A 19,212-nucleotide genomic window follows, 5' to 3' on the forward strand; every position below is an offset into this window, starting at 1 on the left:
AACAACGCGGAGTCGAAGGGTTGTAGCCATGCGCTGCCGGGTCCGTTTTCGATCGCTCAGTGAACCCCCTGATAAGCGGCATACGATCACTTGCTGTGGCTCGTAGGGTGAATTACCGACAGCAGCGTTATTCAGCGGGAAACTGTACGTGGTGTATGCCGAGCGCACAGGAGAGCGAGTTTCTGACCGAGGCCAACGAGCGGATAGCGCGCCTCCCGGAACCGATTGACCGAGCGGCGGTCAAGCGCGTACTGATCGTCGCGTACGTCCTCGACGAAGGTGTCCGCGTTCCGGTCGTCGGGTATCGCATCGGCATCGATCCGCTGCTCGGCATCCTCCCGGGGGCGGGAGACGTACTCACCGGCGGGATTTCGCTGTATATCGTGGTCGAGGCGGCCCGTCTCGGCGTCTCCTACACCACGCTGCTCAGAATGATCGCGAACATCTCTTTGGACGTGCTCGTGGGGGCGGTCCCGATCGTCGGCGACCTCTTCGACGTCGTCTGGAAGGCCAACACGCGCAATTTCGAGCTGGTGTTGGAAGAGCTCACGGCAGAGGCATAGGAGTTCACCGGAACTCGCCCGATCCGAGGCCCGCCGATGTCGGGATTCCGATCGTTCGGTCACCGCCTCGCGCCAAGCGGTTTATATTATCCAAACAATATTAGGCGTGTGATTATCTATCACGGGTGCGTATCGATGTATATGCGACCAGAATACGAGTGTGACAGCGAAGAAGTGTACGAGTGTTTCGAATGCGGCCGGCGAACGGACTCGGCCGGCGAGTGTGAGTGTGGGGGTGAACTGCTACACATCGGTCGCTCGCGGGACCTGTGACCCGGGTCAAAGCGAACTCGGCGCAACGCGTCGTCGGTCCGGTCAGGCCCCGTCGGTAGCGTCGCGCTCGTCGCTCCCGTCTCCGTCCTCGCCGGCACCGCTCCCGCCGCGCTCCTCGTCCCCGTCGTTCTCGTCTCCGTCGCTTCCGTCGCCACCGTCGTCTCCGCTCGAATCCGAATCCGCCTCGGGGTCGTAGTCGGGGAGCGAGAGGACGTTCTCGCGGCCCAGTCGGAAGCCGTCGAGGTCGCCCTCGTCGCGCAGTCCGGTCACCACCTGGCTCGTCTTCGCGGCGGTCCAGTCTAACTCCTCGGCCACCTGCTTCTGTTTCATCCGCCCGCCCTCCGACTCGATCAGCCGAATCACCTGCTCCTCGTTGCTCAACAGGTCGCTGTCGACGGGCGCCGCCTCGTCCGACCCGCGCTCCGACTCGCCGGCGGCGTCCGCGTCGTCGCCGTCAGACGCCGACGCGTCGCTCGCGGCCGCGCCGGCGGTCGCCGAGCTCGCCGAGTCCGCCGCGGATGCGTTGCTCTCGGTCGCGGTGTCTCCGCCACCGCTCGCGGCGACTCCCGCGTCCTCGCCGTCTCCGTCGTCCCGCCGACGGTAGGCGACGGCGCCGCCGGCGACGACGAGGACGGCGAGGAGCGCGACGATGCCCGCCGTCGGGAGCCCGGAGAGCGGGCCCGCGGGCGCGACCGAGATCCGCGGCTGACCGGCCGAGAAGTCGACCGGCCCGTTCCAGACGACGGATCGCTCGCGCATCTCGCTCGGATCCGGCGTCGTCTCCGCGAGGCGGTACTCCTCCGGCCACGAGACGATGAGCGACGAGGAGTCGTCTAAGAACAGCCCGTCGACCGCGTCGCCGACGCGCAGTCGGTCCCCGTCGACGGCGGCGAAGTTCGTCCACTCGAACCGGTAGGTCAACACGCCGTACGCCTGCGGGAGCTCGCGCCGCTCGGCGGTGACGGTCGCGTTCGCCACCGTCATGTTGCGTCCCGTCGCCGACTCGGCGGTCTCGGCGGTCGAGGCCATCCGATCGCGGAACCGGGTCGTGTACGCCTCCGTGTCGTTCTCCACGTCCGCGCGGAGCTGTTCGAACGCCTGCTCTTCCTCGTCGGTCCCCAGCCGGATCCGGTACTCGACGGTCCACTGCGCGTCGCCGTCCGGCTGAACGGCGACCTCCATCGACACGTCGTCCGGTTCGACGTCCATCTGGGCGAAGCCGCCCTCGAACGGGACCGCACCCGCGCCGCCGGCGCCGAGCGCGAGACCGACGGCTCCGAGGAGGGCGAGGACCGCGAGGAGGATCGGCGCTCGCTGCACGGACGATGTCACACGGACTGCCGGTAAATTCCTTCCCATCCGGGACGGGATCGAATCGCCGCCACGGGTCGGGACGGTCCGAGGTCCGGGTTCACGGCGCGACGTCGATCACACATCGAGGCGTGACGGACTACCGACGACCGTCCGCGGAGTGTCCGCCGCGTCGTCGATCGTCGGGGCGCCCGCGCCGCCGTTCGATCCGTTCCCATCGGGGCCGCCGTCGCTCGGACCGGCTCCGCTCGGACCGGCTTCGCCCGGACCGCCGCCGCTGCCGGACCCGTTTCCGGAGCCGGCAGGCGGGCCGGTCGACGCGTTGCCGGGTCCGCCGTCGGTCGCGTTCCCGGACCCCGGCGGACCGACCTGGGTCGACCCGTTCGCGGCGCCGGTCTCGGACCCGTTCGCGCCTCCCGCCTCCGGCGGGCCGGCGGACCCGTTACCGGGGCCACCGACCGAGCCGTTTCCCGGGCCCGCTCCGGGGGCTCCCATCGAGCCGTTCCCCGGACCCGCTCCCGGCGAGCCGACCGAGCCGTTCCCCGGACCCGCTCCCGGCGGGCCGGCCGAGCCGTTTCCCGGGCCGCCGCCGAGCGGTCCCTCTCCCGGCGGACCGGCGTCGCTCGGCGGCCCGCGTTCGGTCCCGTTCCCGGGTGGGCCGCGCCGTCCGGGCGCGACCGGCCCGCCGACGCCCCCGCCGGCCACGCCCCGGGCGATGGCGGCGACCTCGGGGCCGCTTAGTTCGTTCGCGCGCTCGCGCAGCGCCGCCAGTCGCTCGCCGTCGACGCCCGTCTCGTCGCGGACGGCGGGCGGGAGCTCGGCGGCCGCGCTCGCGCTCCGGTTCAGCCCCCGGGAGAGCGTCTCGATCCGCGCGGTCGTCGTCGCCATCCGGGCGGCGTACGCGCCCTGGCTCAGTTCGCCGGCCGCGCGCCGCTCGCGGAGCTCCCGCTGTTGCGCTTCCAGCTCCGCGAGCCGCTCCTCGGTCCGGTTCAGTCGCTCCGCGACGACGGCGGCGCGGCTCTCGTTCGTCTCGGCCTCCCGGAGCCCGACCTCGAAGGCGCGCGACTCGACCTCGCCTTCGATCTCGGCGCCCTGAACGCCGACGACTCCCGCGAGCCGCTCACCGGGACTGAGGTCGGTCGACGCGTTCGCGGTGCTTCCGTTCTCGCCGTCGCTCGGCGAATCGGTCTGTGCGGTCGTCACGCCCGCCGGCGCGGCCGCGGCGGCCCCGGCGATCACCGCCGCAGTGACGGCCACGACGACGAGGCTCGCAATCCATCGGTTCATTACCTGCGTGTACACGCTCCCTCCCTATATACCCGAAACTCCGTTAAGCCGGATCAACGCGGATTAATCGTAGGACGTGGCGGGGACGGTTGGATATCGGAGGAGTCGCGTGTCCGCGGGATCGCCGCCGCGGCGTCGGGCCGTCGCGGTTCAGTACGTCTTCGCGAAGTAGGCGGTCCGCTCGGCGTCGTCGTCGCACATCGCGCAGGTCTCGCCGTGGTCCCCGTCGGCGAGGGGGTCCTCGTCCTCGAACGGGACCATCACGATCTCGGCGGCCAGCGGCTCCTTGATCGGCTCCTCGCAGGCCTCGTCGCCGCACCACGGCGCCTTCACGTAGCCGCCGTGCTGCCCGAGCGTGCCGAGGATCTCGGCGCGGTCGTCCGCCTCGCGCACGCCGTCGTCGAGCGTCTCCTCGGCGGTCGCGTACAGCTTGGCGTATATCTCGTCGAACTCCTCGCGGACGGTCTCCGCGACGCCCTCGCGGTCGACCTCGACGCTCTCGCCGTCGGGCCGGTGGACGAGGGTGAGCTCCTCGTCGTCGACCTCGTGGGGCCCGATCTCGATCCGGAGGGGGATCCCGTTGAGCTCGTGTTCGTTGAACTTGAACCCGGGGTTGCGCTCGTCGCGGTCGTCGAGCTCGACGCGGATCCCGGCGTCGTCGAGCTCGTCGGCCACGCCCTCGGCGTACTCCAGCACGTCGTCTTTCGTGTCCTCCTGCCAGATCGGGACGACGACGACCTGCGTGGGCGCGACCGTGTGCGGGAGGACGAGCCCCTGCTCGTCGGAGTGGGTCATGATCAGCGCGCCCAGCGCGCGCCACGAGAGCCCCCACGAGGTGGTGTGGGCGGTGCGCTCCTCCTCGTCCTCGTCCGAGTAGGTGATGTCGAACGCCTCCGCGAACGACTGGCCGAGGTGGTGGGAGGTGCCCGCCTGAACCGACTTCCCGTCGGGCATCAGCGCCTCGACCGTCGTCGTCGTGTCCGCGCCGGGGAACTTGTCGTGGTCGGGTTTCTGTCCCTTCAGGACCGGCAGCGCCAGCAGGTCCTCGTAGACGGACTCGTACTGGTCGAGCCGCGTCATCGTCTCCGCCCACGCGTCCTCGTGCGTCGCGTGCGCGGTGTGACCCTCCTGCCAGAGGAACTCCTTCGTGCGGAAGAACGGCTTCGTCTCGGTCGCCTCCCACCGGACGACGGAGCACCACTGGTTCACGCGCAGCGGGAGGTCGCGGTGGCTCCGCACCCACTGGCTGATGTACGGCGTGATGATCGACTCGGAGGTCGGGCGGACCGCGAGCCGCTCTTCGAGCTCCTTGTTCCCCGCCTCGTCGACCCACGCGACCTCGGGGTCGAACCCCTCGACGATGTCCTTCTCTCGTTCGAGGTACGACTCGGGGATGAACAGCGGGAAGTAGGCGTTCTGGACGCCGGTGTCCTTGAACTTCGCGTCGAGGAACCCCTGGAGCCGCTCCCAGACCGCGTACGCCCGCGGGCGGGTGACGATGAAGCCGCTCATTCCCTCCGGCCCGTAGTCGGCCAGCCCGGCCTTCCGTACGACCTCGGCGTACCACTCGCCGGTGTTGTGCGTCTTGGACTCGGTGATCCCGAGTTCCTGGTCGTCGTCGCTCATTACTCTCGAAAGCGGGTGTCGCGGGCTTAAAAGGTCCGAACCCGACCGCCGCGGCGCGGTCCGCCCCAGGCTTGCGGACAGATCACGTCCCGCGCGGACGGAATCCGCGGAAACGTTAACCGCCTCGCGTCGCCTAACTCGCCCATGGACCTGTCGGGGCTGCGCCGACACGCGCCGCAGTCGCTCGCCGGGCGGCGGCAGGCCGCGGTGCTGGCGCCGGTGATCGCGCGCGACGGCGAGGCTCACCTCCTCTTCACCAAGCGCGCCGCGCACCTCGGTGAACACCCCGGACAGATGAGCTTCCCCGGCGGCGGCCGCGAGCCGATCGACCGGACGCTGACCGACACCGCGCTGCGCGAGGCCGACGAGGAGGTCGGGATGCGGCCGACGGAGGTCGACGTCCTCGGTCGGATCGACGACACGCGCACCTCGTCGCAGTACGCGGTCCGCCCGTTCGTCGGCGTCGCGCCCGACCGCGAGTACGTCCCCGACGAGTCGGAGGTCGCGGAGGTGGCGATCCTCTCCGTCGACGCGCTCACCGACCCCGCGAACTACGAGTCGGAGCGCCGCGTCGGCCACCCGGAGTACGGCGACCACCGCGTCCACTACTTCCACGTCGGCGGCTACACGGTCTGGGGCGTGACCGGCCGGATGGTCGTCCAGCTGTTGGAGCGGACTACCGACTGGCGCGCGCCCGCCGAACCGGACCGCGTGGTCGGCGCGGATGCCGAGCTACCGATTTGAATTGTATACCGCGGAGATCGGTCTTGAGGCGCCCGTTCAGTTGGGAGTTGACTGCGGATCGACCGCGACAGCCGCCAAAGCCCCAGCCGCTCGCTTATAAATGTCTGTCTGTAGATTGACGGCGAACACCGCCAAAGCCCCAACCGCTCGCTTATAAATCGTTGACTGCGAATCGACCGCGACCGCCACCAAAGCCCCAGCCGCTCGCTTATAAATCGTTGACTGCGAATCGACCGCGACCGCCACCAAAGCCCCAGCCGCTCGCTTATAAATCGTTGACTGCGAATCGACCGCGACCGCCACCAAAGCCCCAGCCGCGAGGACGGCGCACGCTCGCTGTCGCCCGAAAATCGGAGATTTTCGGGATGACGAGACGCCTCCGGCGTCTCGAACCACGCGCTTCGGTCGTTCGCTTCGCTCACTCCCTCCAGTGCTTGCGTCGCCTGCGCCGTCCTCGCGGCTGCCCCTTTGAGTCCCGCCCCGGCACCGCACAGCCCCGCACCTCACACCTCCCCAGCCTCGTCGGCCGGCCTCCGCTGCGCTCCGGCCGGCCGACTCCCTCGCGCGTGCTCCTCGCGGCCGCCTTTGGCGGCCGCTCGCAGGCACGCGCCACCGCGGATTCATTTATAAACAACTCTCGTCGCCGTTCACGGTTATTTAAATATCGGATCACTCGCGGTTCGGCGAAGGCCGACGGTCGTGCCGGATCCTGCGGACCTTTGTCGCTGGCGCGGACAGGTGAAGACATGCCACGCGAGTTCGACTTCGACTTCGACCTGCTCCGAGAGTTAACCGAGGCGCGCGGCGTCCCCGGCTACGAGGACGACGTCCGCGAGATCGTCCGCCGCGAGTTCGCGGACAGCGTCGACCGCGTCCGGACGGACGCAATGGGCAACGTCGTCGGCACGATCGAGGGCGACTCGGACTACTCCGTCGCCGTCGCGGCCCACATGGACGAGATCGGGTTCATGGTCCGCCACGTCACCGACGAGGGGTTCGTCCAGGTCGACCCGCTCGGCGGGTTCGACGCCCGGGTGCTGCGCGCGCAGCGCGTCACCGTCCACGGCGACGAGGACCTGACGGGCGTCATCGGCTCTGTCCCGCCGCACACGCTCACGGAGGAGCAGCAGGAGAAGGACGACGAGGTGAAGGACGTCTTCATCGACCTCGGCCGCGACGCCGAGGCGGTCGAGGAGGCGGTGAGCGTCGGCGACCTCGTCACCCTCGACCAGACCACGACGCGGATGGGCGACCGCGTCACGGGGAAGGCGCTCGACGACCGGATCTGCCTGTTCGCGATGCTGGAGGCGGCCCGGCGGATCGACGACCCCGACGTGACGATCCACTTCGCGGCGACCGTTCAGGAGGAAGTCGGGCTCCGGGGCGCGCGGGCGCTCGGCGTGGACATCGATCCCGACCTCGCCGTCGCACTGGACGTCACCGTCGCCAACGACGTGCCGCAGGTCGGCGACCCGGCCGACGCCGTCACCGAACTCGGCGAGGGGACCGCCGTGAAGCTGAAGGACTCCTCGGTGATCACCAGCCCGAAGGTCCACGGGCGGCTCACCGAGGTCGCGGAGGACGAGGGGATCGACCACCAGCACGAGGTGCTGCCCGCGGGGGGTACCGACACCGCCGGATTCCAGAACACGGCGGGCGCGAAGCCCGTCGGCGCGATCTCTATCCCGACGCGGTACCTCCACACCGTCACCGAGACCGCGGACGGCGGCGACGTCGAGGCGACGATCGACCTGCTGACGGCCTTTTTAGAGTCCGAGACGGGCGAGCACGACTACACGCTGTAAGCGGTCGCTCGCGGGCGACGACCGGGGCCGGCCTCAGTCGTCGCTCGGGACCGCCGGTCCCGGGTCCCGGTCCGCGCGGTGGGCCGCCCGCGCCTGCCACGCGAAGCCCGTGGTTGCGAACGCGATGAACGCGGCCGCGAGCAGGAACCCCGTCTCGGTCGTCGTCGCGTCCATCGTGGTGCCGACGAGCACGGGCCCGACGACCTGCCCGACCTTCCACGAGACGGAGCGCAGGCTCATCGCGCTGGCGACGGAGTCGTACTGCTCCCCTTCGCTGACGAACAGCGACATGCTCGCCGGCAGCCGGATCGAGTCGGCGATTCCGAGCAGCGAGTAGGCGCCGAACAGCACGAAGAAGGCCCCGCCGAGGGTCTGGGAGTCGCCGAGATAGGAGACGGTGACCGGCGCGAGCGTCCCCTCGAAGTACGCCGCGAGCGGGATGATCGCGGTGCCGACGCCGTACAGCAGCGCCCCGACCGCGACGAACAGGTAGGTGCGCTCGTAGCGGTCGGTGAGGTCGCCGACGAACCCCTGCGTGAGCGCCTTCGTCGCCTTCCCGCCCGCCATGATCCAGCCGATGGCGAACGCCGAGATGCCGAACGTCGTCCGGGCGTAGATGGGGAGGAAGATGATCACCGCCATCTTGCCGACGCTGAAGGTGAACCGGAAGAAGACGAGCGCGCGCAACATCGGGAGCTCCAGCAGCGACCGGAACGTCTCTATCCCGCCCGCGTCCTCGGGGTCCTTCCGGCCGCCGGGGTTGTCGCGGAGGAACGCGAAGACGAGCGCGAACGCGGCGAGCGTGACGAGGGTCAAGACGAGGTACGTCTCCGTGAACCCGTACGCGTACAGCAGGTAGCCGCCGACGAGGTCGCCCGCGAGCGACGAGAAGGAGGCGAACTGGTTGTACGAGCCGAGCCAGCGCCCCTGCTCGTCGTCCGGGCTGATCTCGCCGATCACCGTCGCGCCCGTGATCCAGAGAACGCTCGCGCCGAGCCCCTGGACCATCCGCACGAGGATGATGTGAACCGAGCTGTCGACCAAGGCGAAGCCGACGAAGACGGCGACGTTGATCAGGAAGCCGCCGAGCAGCCACCGCTTCGCGTTGCCGGTGTCCACCTTCCGGCCCAGCGGGAGGACGATGACCAACTGGACGATCGCGAACGCGGTGCCGAACAGCCCTTCGATGAACCCGGTGGTGCCGAACAGGTCCGCGTACAGCGCGAGGGCGATGAGGATCGTCGAGTACGCCTGGCTACGGGCGAACGCGGTCCCGGCGAGCGCCGCGAACTCCCGGTCCCCGAGCAGCCGTACCGAGTTGCCGAACTGGGCCACGGTCGTCTCCGATCCGAGACGAGGGGAGCCCGAGAAAAAAGCGCCGTCGATCCGGCGGTCCGCGTGGGGTTATCGTTTCAGGCGGGCGAGACGCGAGTCGGGCGCGGCGCCGACCCGTGACGTGCGGCGTTCCCGCGTCGAAATAATGTCCGGTTAATTCATAGGAAAGTGTGTTCGATTTCGACTACATCGCATGCGCCGTCGACAGTACGTGCGGGCGCTCGGCCTCGGCGGTGCCGCCTCGCTGGCCGGCTGTACGAATCGGACCGAGGAGCGCCCGTCCGACCTCGGCTCGCTGACGCTCGCCACTGCCACGACGGCGTACGACAGCGGGCTGCTCCCCGTCCTGAACCGAGGATACGCCGACCGGTTCGGCGCGGCCGTGGAGTCGGTCGTGCGCGGGACGGGCGCCTCGCTCCGCACCGCCCGGGACGGCGACTGCGACGTCGTGCTCGTCCACGCTCGCCCGCTGGAGGACGAGTTCCTCAGGGAGGGGCACGGGATCAATCGACGCCGGGTGATGGTCAACGACTTTCTGGTCGTCGGGCCGCCCGACGACCCCGCGGGCGTCGCCGGAGCGGGTCCCGTGTCGGCGTTCGAATCGATCGCCGACGCGGAGGCGACGTTCCTGTCGCGGGGTGATCGGTCGGGAACCCACATCCGCGAGCGCCGGATCTGGAACGAGGCTGGCGTCGATCCCGGCGGCGAGTGGTACCTCGAAACCGGTCAGGGAATGGGTGACACGCTGACGACCGCTCGGCAGTCGGGCGCCTACACCCTCGTCGACCGCGGCACCTTCCTCGCCGTGGGCGGCGACGGCGTCCTGGCCCGGCACGTCGACGCCGGTATCGACGACCCGCCGCCGCTCCTCCGGAACGAGTACGCCGTCATCCCGGTCAACCCCGCGCGACACGACGCGGCGTACGCGCTCGCCATGTCCTACGTCGGCTATCTCACCGGCCCCGGACAGTCGCGGATCGAGGAGTTCCGGGTCGACGGGGAACGGGCGTTCCGGCCGCTCGCCCGCTCGGCCGAACCCGCGTTCGAGCAGTACGTCCCGAGCGACTGGCCGGAGTAGGGGTGCGGGCGACGGCGGTCCGGGGTTAGATCCCTGGCTCGCCGGTATCAGTCGTGTCGGAAGCAGCGCGACCCGGTGAACGCCATCGCTATGTCGCGCTCGTCGGCGGCGGCGATCACGTCCTCGTCGTTGACGGAGCCGCCCGGCTGGATCACGGCCTCGATGCCGGCGTCCGCGGCCTCCTCGACCGCGTCCGGGAACGGGAAGAAGGCGTCCGAGGCCATCACCGCGCCCTCGGCGGACTTGCCCTCGGCGTCCTTCTCGGCCTTCATCGCCGCGAGCGTCACGGCGTCGACGCGGGACACCTGCCCCATCCCGACGCCGACCGTCTCGGTGCCGGTCGCGAAGAGGATCCCGTTCGACTTGACGTGTTTCAGCGTCTTCCACGCGAACAGCATCGTCTCGATCTGCTCGTCGGTCGGCTCGCGCTCGGTGACGACCTCCAAGTCGTCGGCGGTCGGGGACTGCCGGTCGCGCTCCTGGACGAGGCGCCCGCCGACGATGGGTTTCTCCGTGAACCGCTCGGAGAAGTGGTCCTCGCCCTCGCCGAGCGGCCCGACATCGAGCACGCGGAGGTTCTTCTTCTCGCGGAGCACGTCGAGCGCGCTGTCGGTGTAGCCGGGCGCGACGACGACCTCCTTGAACGAGTCGGCGACCGCGGTGGCGGTGTCGGCGTCGCACTCGCGGTTCAGCGCGACGATGCCGCCGAACGCCGACTTCGCGTCGGTGCGCAGCGCGCGGTCGTACGCGTCCGCGAGGTCCGAGCCGACCGCGCAGCCCGCGGGGTTCGTGTGCTTGATCACCGCGGCCGCGGGCTCGTCGAACTCCTTGACGAGGTCGAGGGCGGCGTCCGCGTCGTTGTAGTTGTTGTACCCCATCCCTTTCGCGCCGGGGTTCAGCTGGTCCGCGTCGACGACGCTGGCCTCCTCGCAGCCGTCGTCGACGTACAGGGCGGCGTCCTGATGCGGGTTCTCGCCGTAGCGCAGCGAGGCGGTCCGCTCCTCCGAAACGAAGCGCCGCTCGGGGAAGTCGCCGCCCACGTCGCCCTCGACGGCGACGCGCTTCGGATTCCCGTCGGCGTCGCGCTCGACGGTCACGCGGTCCTCGGCGAACCAGCGGACCGCCCGCGGGTACGCCGTGAACTCCGCCTCGCGGAGGACGCGGGCCTTCAGCGAGTCGGCGTCGTCGTCCTCGTACACCGGGATCGGCTCCTGGGTGACGACCGGGCCGGCGTCGACCTCTTCGGTGACGACGTGGACCGTACAGCCGGTGGACCGGACGCCCGCCTCCAGCACCTGCTCGTGGGCGTCCGTGCCGGGGAACGCCGGGAGCAGCGAGGGGTGGACGTTCAGCGTCGTCGGGACGGCGTCGAGGAACTCGTCGGTCAGCACGCGCATGTAGCCGTCCAGACAGACGAGGTCGACGTCGTAGTCGGAGAGGCGCTCGACGATCCGGCGCTCGTGCGACTCGCGCGACTCGCCCTCGTCGCGCTCGACGACCTCGGTCGGGATCCGGCGCTCGGTCGCGGCCCCTAACACGGGCGCCTGCTCGCGGTTCGTCAGGACGACCGACAGCTCCGCCCCGCCGGGCGCGGCGTCGGCGATGTGTCTGAGGTTCCGTCCCCGGTTGCTCGCGAGTCCCGCGATCTTCATACTCGACGGTCCGACCGATCGGGTATATCGATTGCGGTCCGCGCCGCGGTAGTATACATGATCGGGGATCGAAATGTGATTTTCGGGCGATTCGAGGCGGATTCGGATCCACGTCCGTGCGTCGCCCCATCGACACGCTTTTGCTGGCGCCGGGGGCAGTCGCGGACATGACCGACGACTCCGAACCGACGGCCGAGGCCACCATCTCGGGGCTGTCCCGGTCGGACCCGCTCGCGGCCGTCTCGCCGCTCGACGGCCGGTACGCCGGCCGGACGGCGCCGCTGTCCCCGTACGCCAGCGAGGCCGCGCTGATGCGCGCGCGGACCCGCGTCGAGGTCGAGTACCTGCTCGCGCTGGGCGCGCTCGACGCGATCCCGATCGGCTTCGACGAGACGACGGAGGCCGCGCTCAGCCGGATCTACGAGGAGTTCTCGGCCGAGGACGCGCGCCTGATCAAGGCGCTGGAGACCGATGGCGCCGCGGGGTACGACGCGACCAACCACGACGTGAAGGCGGTCGAGTACTTCCTCCGGGTCCGGCTGGCCGAGATTGCCGATGAAAACGATTCCTCGCTCGACGACGCCGAGTCGCTGTACCCGTGGATCCACTTCGGGCTCACGAGCGAGGACGTGAACAACCTCGCGCACCGGCTCCTCCTCAAGCCTGCGGTGAGCGAGGTGATCGTCCCCGCGGTCCGCGAGGTGCGCGACGCCCTCGTCGAGTTGGCACAGGAACACCGCGACACGCCGATGCTGGCGCGCACGCACGGCCAGCCCGCGACGCCGACGACCTTCGGGAAGGAGATGGCCGTCTACGCCGCGCGGCTCGGCCGCGCACTGGGGCGGGTCGTCGTCGCGAACGAGGACCTCTCCGGGAAGCTCGCGGGGGCGTCCGGCACCTACGCCGCCCACCGCGCCGCCTACCCCGACGTCGACTGGCGAGGGTTCTCCGAGTCGTTCGTGCGCGGCCTCGAGTTGGAACACACCGCACTCGCGACGCAGGTGAACCCCTGCGACGACCTCGCGGCGCTGTTCGACGCGCTTCGCGGCGTCAACAACGTCCTCCTCGACTTGGACCTCGACGCGTGGCTGTACGTCTCCGACCGCTACCTCGGGCAGGAGGCCGTCGAGGGCGAGACGGGGTCGTCGACGATGCCCCACAAGGTGAACCCGATCGACTTCGAGAACAGCGAGGGGAACCTCTCGAAGGCGAACTCCGACCTCACCTTCCTCGCCGACTACGTGACGACCTCGCGGCTCCAGCGCGACCTCTCCGACTCCACTGTCAAGCGCAACGTCGGCGCCGCGCTCGCCCACTGCCTGATCGGCTACTCGAAGGCCGCGGACGGACTCGCGAAGGTCGTTCCGAACGAGACCGTCATGCGCGAGGAGCTGGACGCGACCCCCGAGGTCATCGGCGAGGCGGTCCAGACGATCCTCCGCCGCGAGGGCGACACCGAGGCCTACGAGCGCGTGAAGGCGCTCTCCCGCGGCCGGTCGGTGACGCTCGACGACTTCCGCGACCTCTTCGACGATCTCGACGTCGACGGCGAGGTCCGCGCGGAGCTGAAGGCGCTGACGCCCGCCGGCTACACCGGCGTCGCCGACGGGCTCGTCGACGAGATCGACGAGTAGCGTTACAGAGGGACCGGCAGTTGACATCCTCCCCGCGCTAAAGCGCGAGGATTCCACAAAGTGGATATTCAGGTTGCGCGTTTCCTCGGGCCTCAAGGACGCTTTCGCGTGGGCCGTCAACGGTCGCCACCGAGTTGTGACCAACGGTGTGCTTTCCAGCGCGTACAGCCCTGTCAATGGGGCCTTCCTCCCCGCATACAGCGAGCGTCGAAGACGGCTGGCTATTCAACCAGCGAGGTAGTACGGTTCGCGTCAGCCGAACTGCTACGCCGTACATGGTTCACCCTCCCGTTGTGCGATGTTCTCTGAAGCGTTCAGGTCCGCGTGGCGTCCTCGACCGCACTCCGAACACGAAAAGTGGTCGCCATCACGGGTTCCCATCGAACCACACGCCGAACACTGTTGGCTGGTATGGTACGCATCGACCTTCTCGACGCGGATCCCAGCCCGCTCGGCTTTGTATGTGATGAACTGTTGGAGTTGGTGGAAATGCCACGAGTGAACGCCCGACCACGAACTGTCCCCGCGGATACCTTCGAGGTCTTCTATCCGGATGACAGGATTCTCGAACTGTTCCGCGAACGTGATGAGGCGACGGGAGAGTTTGTGATTCAGGTCTTTGATTCGACGCTGTTCTTTGTCACCTACACGGTTACGTGCGCGAAGCGCACCCGCTTCCGAGAGCGAATCGCGTAGGGAACGATATTTGCGTCGAACGTACTTCGCCTCACCACCAGACACCAGCATTGATTCGTCCTCACCGTAGGCGGTCACAGCGAGGATATGCCGTTCGCCAATATCGACACCGATAGGCGTCTCACCCGACGTATCGGTGTCGTATTCCACGTTGAACGTACAGTACCAGTCGTCGCCGCGACGGTAGATCTGTAGGCGGGTCTTGTCAGCGTCACCCTCAACCAGTCGGTCTACGGGGTCGGCAATATCGTCGTACACCTCTATCGGTGTGTACCACCATTGGGAGACGCACGGGAAGCCGACGACGACTGTGCCGTTCTCGGTCGTGTCGATCTGCCAGTTCTGGTTGTTGATGGCGAACGGTTGACTCTCTCGGTAGCGAACTTCCCCGTCCTTGTTGTGGTCGGATTTCGCCTCACGGATGGCTTGGTTCTGAATGGCCGAGTAGAGGTCGTTGTCGATGGTGGCCGTGGTCACGGACTTCCCGAAGTCGCCGTTCTCCCATCCATCGATACAGAATTGCTTGGTGTCACGGTAGAGTCGAGTGGCGCGTTGCCACTCTTTCCGCCGTGAGAGGGATGGATTGTGGAACTTCGCGGTGACAGTCACCGTGACCATTACAGTTGTAATTAAGTATGCTATAGTAAATATCTGTTGGAATATCAGGCCGTGCTATCGTCGGTGGTTTGTATCATCGTTTGTCGGATTCATCCCCGCCCTGAAGGGCGGGGCTTTCTCCTCGCACTTCCGTAACGCCACAAGAGGTTTAGCGATCGCGGGAGCAGGGGGCACCGATGCCCTCCGACAACGACGAGGAGACGGAGTACTCCGTCTTCGGCGACGAACCGAACGACGAATGGGACGACGCGGGGGACGGCGATCGCGCCGCTCCCGACTCGGCTCACACGGGAGAACGGCCCGAGTCGCTGGCTGCCGGAGACGACGGCTGCCCGAAGTGCGGCGGCACCGAGACGGAGACCGACGAGATCGCCACCAGCGGCACCGGCCTCACCAAGATGTTCGACGTCCAGAACCGGCGGTTCGTCGTCGTCTCCTGCGCGGAGTGCGGCTACTCCGAGCTGTACAAGGGCCAGTCGTCCGGCAACGCCATCGACTTCTTCCTCGGTTAGGTCGCGCGCGGTGGGCGGCGGTCGTTCCGGGCGCAGTCTCGCATCGACGGCCCCGCCGCCGTCGAGCGAGCGATTTTTGTCGGGCGAGGAACCAGTCGCGGTATGGTCTCCCTCCGACCGCTCGCAGCCCTCCCCGTCGTCGGCGTCATCGCCGACGGGCGCACGTATCGTCACCTGCTGTACCTGCTGATCGCGGTTCCGCTAGGGTTCCTCTACTCGGGAATCGGATCGTTTGCGCTCGTCTTCGGGGTCCTCCTCTCGGTCGTCCTCGTCGGGATCGGCCTCCTGATCGCGGCTGTCGTCGGCTCGCGGCTCGTCGCCGGGCTCGAACGCTGGCTGGCGAACCGCCTGCTCGGCACCGACCTATCCGCGGCGGACGACCTCCCGGCCGCCGCCAACGACGGCTCGGCGGGCGCGACGGCGACCGTTCGTGCCTACCTGTCGGCGCCGTCGACGTGGCGCGGGCTCGGGTTCATCTCGCTGAAGTTCTGGGTCACCGTGGTGGCGTTCGCGCCGCTCGCCGTCCTCGCGCAGGCGCTCTCACTCGTCGGCGCCCCCGTCCGGTACCCGTACGAGACGACGTTCGGCGAGGTGAACGGCGAGCCGGCGGTGTGGGCGATCGACACCGCGCCCGAGGCCGCCCTCGCCGCGGGGCTCGGGGCCGTCGGCCTGCTCGTCGGCCTCCACCTGACGAACCTGATCGCGGGCGGCACCCGACTGATGGCCGTCGCGCTGCTCGGCGAGGACGTCGGGAGCGGCGACCGCCCGCCGGGCGACGCCGGGCGCGTCACCGTCGACGGCGACGCGGCCGATCGCGAGGGCGATACCGGCCGGAACCGCGACGGCGACCGCGATTCGGAGGAAAAGACCGAGTCGGGCGAGGAGTCCGACTCGGACGCTGACGGCTTCGAGTTCGACGCAGACCCCGCCGACCCCGACGCGGACCGGGACGACCGAGACTGATCCGCCCGGAGCGCTTATTCGCCTCCGAGCGTCAGGACGGGTATGGCGCCGACGCTCGTGAGCGCGGCCGTGGGGGCGCTGCTCGCGGCCGCGCTGCTGGGCTTCGCCTTCGACCGGCGCGCGGTCGCGGTCGTCGTCGCGGCCGCGCTCGTCCCCTCCCTTGACGCGGCCGCGAGCCTCGTTGTCCCCGGCGCGACGAACGCCCTCCTCCACGCGGTCTGGCTCCCTCTCCTCGCGGGTGGACTGCTGTACTGGGACACCGAGCGCCGCCCGGGCGGCGAGTCGCGGCTCCGCGGCCGCTTCGGTCGGCGCGGCGTGCGGGTCGCGTGGGTCGCGCTCGCGTCGTTCGTCGTCGCCGGAATCGGGTCCGCGCTGTTCGCCGGCGAGGGGGCGGCGCTCCTCTACCCGCTGGAGGACGCGCGCTACGTCGTCCGCGGGAGACTGTTGTTCTCGACGCAGGAGGGAGTCGTCCAGACGTTCCTCGCGCTCGGCAGCGACGGGTCCGGGGTCCTGCCGCTCCGGACCGCCGGCGGCGCGGTCGCCGACCCGGTCGCCTCGTGGGTCAACCCCGATGGGCGCCCCGGCCTCAACCCGGGCGCCGACCGCGAGTTCCGGGTCGTCGACGGCGGGTCGCAGCTGGTGGTGGTCGCCGCCGCGGCCGCGACGCTTGCGGTCCGGTTCCGGGGGCGCGGCGGGGGCGGGGCAACCGACGGCGGGGTGAGCCGCTGAATGCCCTCGACGGTCGTCCACGCCGGGTTCGCGCTGCTGCTCGCGGCCGGACTACTCGGCGCGTACTACGACCGGCGGGCGCTCGCGGTCCTGCTGGTCGTCCTCGTCCTGCCGGAGGCGGACAGCTTCCTCGGGGTGGTCATGGCGGGCGCGCACCGCACCGTCGGGCACAACTTCGTCCTCCCCGCGGTCGCCGCGTTAGGGCTGTACTACGACACGCGCGTCCGCGAGCGGTCGGTCGTCCGCGAGCGGCTCTCGCCGCGGTGGGTCGCGGTCGCGTGGGGGGCCGTCTTCGTCCACGTCTTCGCGCACGTCGCGCTCGACTGGACGCACCTCGACGGGGTGAACGCGTTCTGGCCGCTCCGCGACCGCTTCTTCCAGCTAAACGGGGAGGTTCTCTACTCGACGGCCGACGGGTTCGTCCAGACGTTCGTCGACGTGCGCGTCGACCCGGAGACGGGGTCGCGGACGGTCGACGCGGGCGCCGGCGGCACCAGCGAGTCCGTCCACGTCAGCAACCCGGTCCAGCCGCGCGACCCGGACGTCGACGTCGAGGAGCCGGTCGACCGGCGGTTCCCGGTCGCGAGCAGCGGGTGGCGGCTCTACCTGGTCGGGCTGGGGCTGTTCGCGCTCGGCGCCCGACGGCTCCAGGGGGACGGCGTCGGGGACGGGGAGTGAGCAGACGGCAGTTTCCGAGGGAGCCGCCCGACCGCGGCTTCCCTAACATGGTATGACCGCAGGGTAAACGTTCCCGGACGCGTAGCCGGAGGTGATGACACCCCAACCGGACGCGGGCCTGTCGGACGCCGCGGAGCCGCTGGCCGGGGAGTCGATCGCGGTCGTCGGCGCCGGGTTCGGCGGTCTCTCCGCGGCCAGCTACCTCGCCGACGCCGGGGCGGACGTGACGCTGTTCGAGCGCAACGACCACCCCGGCGGGTACGCCGGGCGGATCGAGCGCGACGGGTTCCGGATCGACACCGGGCCGTCGTGGTATCTCATGCCGGAGGTGTTCGACCGGTTCTTCGAGCACTTCGGGCGGTCGACCGACGACTACTACGACCTGATCGAGTTGGACCCGCTGTACGAGGTGATCTGGAAGGACGGCGACCGCGCGTCGATGCCGGCCGACCGAGAGGGACAGAAGGCGCTGTTCGAGTCCTACGAGCCGGGCGCGGGAGAGGTCTTGGACGACTACCTCGCCGACGCCGCGGAGGCGTACGAGCTCGGTATGGACCGGTTCGTCTACCCGAGCCGATCGCGGCTGCGCGACATGGTCGACGCCGACGTGTTCCGGTCCGGGCGTGCGCTGCCGAAGCTCCGCGAGATGGACGACTACGTCAGCGACTACTTCGACAGCGAGAAGCTGCGCCAGATCGCGGAGTACAAGCTTGTCTTCCTCGGCGGGTCGCCGTACAACACGCCCGCGATCTACACGCTGATGAGCCACGTCGACATGAATCTCGGCGTCTACCACCCGGTCGGGGGGATCGCGAGCGTCGTCGACGCGATGGCCGACCTCGCCCGCGAGCTCGGCGTCTCAATCCGAACGAGCGAGCCGGTGACCGCGATCGAGCCGTCGGTCGCCGCGTCCGTCCCGAAGTTCACTGTCGAGACGGAGCGGCGCCGGGGAGACGGCGATCCGCCTGCGACGGCGCGGAGCGACCGCTTCGATCGCGTGGTCGCGAACGCGCCCCCGCCGCACGTCGAGCGCGACCTCCTTCCGGAGGGGACCGTCGACCGCGAGTCCTACTGGGAGTCGCGGACGTACGCGCCCTCGGCGTACCTCGCGTACCTCGGCGTCGAGGGCGACGTGGACTTAGACCACCATACCCTCGTGTTCCCGACCGACTGGCGCCCCCACTTCGACGCCATCTTCGACGACCCGGCGTGGCCCGACGACCCCGCGTACTACGTCCACGTCCCCTCGAAGACTGACCCCGAGGCGGCGCCCGACGGCCACGAGGCCGTCTTCCTCCTCGTGCCGCTGGCGGCCGGGTTAGCGGACGACCCGGAGACGCGCGAGCGGTTCCGCGACTTAGTGTTCGACGACCTCGCCGAACACGCTGGCGTCGACTTCCGCGACCGGATCGTCTTCGAGGAGACCGCCTGCGTCTCCGACTTCCGAAAGCGGTTCAACGCGCCGCGCGGAACCGCGCTGGCGCTGTCGCACACGCTCGAACAGACGGGGCCGCTGCGCCCCGCGCACCGCGCGCCCGGCGTCGACGGCCTCTACTACGTCGGGGCGTACACCAACCCCGGCATCGGGATGCCGATGTGCCTGCTCAGCGGCGAACACGTCGCCGAGGCGGTCGTCGAGGACGCGACCGGCGGCGGCGTGCTCCCGTCGGTCGTCCCGACGTCGACGCTGCGGTGAGCGGTCCGCACA

The 19,212-nt window shown here is 69.5% G+C and carries 18 protein-coding genes; 11 read left to right on the forward strand and 7 right to left on the reverse strand.

Going from position 1 to position 19,212, the window contains the following annotated elements; translation table 11 throughout:
* Positions 1-155: 155 nt before the first annotated feature.
* Positions 156-563: a DUF4112 domain-containing protein gene (locus J7656_RS11715; RefSeq protein ID WP_017342724.1), complete on the forward strand. Its 408-nt coding sequence runs from the start codon at positions 156-158 to the stop codon at positions 561-563.
* A 141-nt stretch (positions 564-704) separates the two neighbouring features.
* Entirely contained in the window at positions 705-836 is a 132-nt protein-coding gene (locus tag J7656_RS11720) for a rubrerythrin-like domain-containing protein (RefSeq protein WP_155118187.1), read from the forward strand.
* Positions 837-878: 42 nt separating this feature from the next.
* On the opposite strand, the gene J7656_RS11725 is transcribed toward J7656_RS11720, so the two are convergent.
* The 3 genes from J7656_RS11725 to proS all read right to left on the reverse strand — a co-directional run bounded on the left by J7656_RS11725 (position 879) and on the right by proS (position 5,060).
* A complete protein-coding gene (locus tag J7656_RS11725) occupies positions 879-2,156 on the reverse strand; it encodes a helix-turn-helix transcriptional regulator (RefSeq protein WP_017342723.1) in 1,278 nt (425 codons plus the stop codon).
* 108 nt (positions 2,157-2,264) lie between these two features.
* Positions 2,265-3,434: a hypothetical protein gene (locus J7656_RS11730; protein ID WP_211553388.1), complete on the reverse strand. Its 1,170-nt coding sequence runs from the start codon at positions 3,432-3,434 to the stop codon at positions 2,265-2,267.
* Positions 3,435-3,584: 150 nt separating this feature from the next.
* Positions 3,585-5,060, reverse strand: a complete 1,476-nt coding sequence (proS, locus tag J7656_RS11735; protein ID WP_017342721.1) for a proline--tRNA ligase — start codon at positions 5,058-5,060, stop codon at positions 3,585-3,587.
* Positions 5,061-5,204: 144 nt separating this feature from the next.
* On the opposite strand from proS, the gene J7656_RS11740 reads away from it, so the two are divergent.
* Positions 5,205-5,804, forward strand: coding sequence for an NUDIX hydrolase (locus tag J7656_RS11740; RefSeq protein ID WP_017342720.1), 600 nt, complete (start codon positions 5,205-5,207; stop codon positions 5,802-5,804).
* 36 nt (positions 5,805-5,840) lie between these two features.
* On the opposite strand, the gene J7656_RS11745 is transcribed toward J7656_RS11740, so the two are convergent.
* A complete protein-coding gene (locus J7656_RS11745; protein ID WP_249191461.1) occupies positions 5,841-6,107 on the reverse strand; it encodes a hypothetical protein in 267 nt (88 codons plus the stop codon).
* A 443-nt stretch (positions 6,108-6,550) separates the two neighbouring features.
* Between J7656_RS11745 and J7656_RS11750 the strand changes: the two genes are divergently transcribed.
* Positions 6,551-7,609, forward strand: a complete 1,059-nt coding sequence (locus J7656_RS11750) for a M42 family metallopeptidase (RefSeq protein ID WP_017342719.1) — start codon at positions 6,551-6,553, stop codon at positions 7,607-7,609.
* A 33-nt stretch (positions 7,610-7,642) separates the two neighbouring features.
* Here the strand turns inward: J7656_RS11750 and J7656_RS11755 are convergent, their stop codons facing one another.
* The gene (locus J7656_RS11755; protein WP_211553389.1) at positions 7,643-8,944 is read right to left on the reverse strand and encodes an MFS transporter; all 1,302 of its coding nucleotides are present in this window, start codon (positions 8,942-8,944) and stop codon (positions 7,643-7,645) included.
* A gap of 193 nt (positions 8,945-9,137) precedes the next feature.
* On the opposite strand from J7656_RS11755, the gene J7656_RS11760 reads away from it, so the two are divergent.
* Entirely contained in the window at positions 9,138-10,022 is an 885-nt protein-coding gene (locus J7656_RS11760; protein ID WP_211553391.1) for an ABC transporter substrate-binding protein, read from the forward strand.
* A gap of 47 nt (positions 10,023-10,069) precedes the next feature.
* Here the strand turns inward: J7656_RS11760 and purH are convergent, their stop codons facing one another.
* Positions 10,070-11,674 (reverse strand): bifunctional phosphoribosylaminoimidazolecarboxamide formyltransferase/IMP cyclohydrolase, encoded by a 1,605-nt coding sequence (gene purH, locus J7656_RS11765; RefSeq protein ID WP_211553393.1) that lies wholly within the window; start codon positions 11,672-11,674, stop codon positions 10,070-10,072.
* A 167-nt stretch (positions 11,675-11,841) separates the two neighbouring features.
* Here purH and purB point away from each other — a divergent pair, with 167 nt between their 5' ends.
* Positions 11,842-13,308, forward strand: a complete 1,467-nt coding sequence (gene purB, locus J7656_RS11770; RefSeq protein WP_211553395.1) for an adenylosuccinate lyase — start codon at positions 11,842-11,844, stop codon at positions 13,306-13,308.
* Positions 13,309-13,572: 264 nt separating this feature from the next.
* Here purB and J7656_RS11775 read toward each other — a convergent pair whose 3' ends face one another.
* A complete protein-coding gene (locus J7656_RS11775) occupies positions 13,573-14,622 on the reverse strand; it encodes an RNA-guided endonuclease TnpB family protein (protein ID WP_017342714.1) in 1,050 nt (349 codons plus the stop codon).
* 176 nt (positions 14,623-14,798) lie between these two features.
* Here J7656_RS11775 and J7656_RS11780 point away from each other — a divergent pair, with 176 nt between their 5' ends.
* The 5 genes from J7656_RS11780 (at position 14,799) to J7656_RS11800 (ending at position 19,200) form a co-directional block, all read left to right on the forward strand.
* Complete coding sequence (locus J7656_RS11780; protein ID WP_017342713.1) at positions 14,799-15,134, forward strand: zinc ribbon domain-containing protein; 336 nt, start codon at positions 14,799-14,801, stop codon at positions 15,132-15,134.
* Positions 15,135-15,236: 102 nt separating this feature from the next.
* Complete coding sequence (locus J7656_RS11785) at positions 15,237-16,097, forward strand: sensor domain-containing protein (protein WP_017342712.1); 861 nt, start codon at positions 15,237-15,239, stop codon at positions 16,095-16,097.
* A gap of 42 nt (positions 16,098-16,139) precedes the next feature.
* Positions 16,140-16,826 (forward strand): hypothetical protein, encoded by a 687-nt coding sequence (locus J7656_RS11790; RefSeq protein ID WP_017342711.1) that lies wholly within the window; start codon positions 16,140-16,142, stop codon positions 16,824-16,826.
* A complete protein-coding gene (locus J7656_RS11795) occupies positions 16,827-17,504 on the forward strand; it encodes a metal-dependent hydrolase (protein ID WP_017342710.1) in 678 nt (225 codons plus the stop codon).
* A 94-nt stretch (positions 17,505-17,598) separates the two neighbouring features.
* Positions 17,599-19,200: a phytoene desaturase family protein gene (locus tag J7656_RS11800; protein ID WP_017342709.1), complete on the forward strand. Its 1,602-nt coding sequence runs from the start codon at positions 17,599-17,601 to the stop codon at positions 19,198-19,200.
* Positions 19,201-19,212 lie beyond the last annotated feature (12 nt).

Origin of the sequence: Halorubrum ruber, from assembly GCF_018228765.1 — an archaeon.
In the GTDB taxonomy this organism is placed as follows: Archaea; Halobacteriota; Halobacteria; order Halobacteriales; family Haloferacaceae; genus Halorubrum; species Halorubrum ruber.